This window comes from Micrococcus sp. PSi08, from assembly GCF_054960655.1.
Genome location: NZ_JBHNYP010000078.1, coordinates 1 through 226 on the forward strand (window position 1 = coordinate 1; position 226 = coordinate 226).

The window sequence follows — 226 nt, forward strand, 5'->3', positions numbered from 1 at the left end:
AGGTTCGCGGCGATGGCGTCCTTGAGCCCGGGGTGGGCATCAGAGGTGACCAGCCGGACCCCGGCCAGGCCCCGGGCGACCAAGTCGGCGAAGAACTCGTTCCACGCCGCCCCGGTCTCGCTGGTGGCCACCCGCAGGCCCAACACTTCGCGGTGGCCGTCGCCGTTGACCCCGGTGGCGATGAGCACCACCGCGTTGACCACACGCCCGCCCTCACGCACCTTCA

At 71.7% G+C, this 226-nt stretch carries 1 protein-coding gene; it reads right to left on the bottom strand.

Annotated features, from left to right (window positions below):
* A partial coding sequence (locus tag ACFI33_RS11850) for a transposase (RefSeq protein ID WP_445373414.1) occupies positions 1-226 on the bottom strand: 226 nt, incomplete at both ends.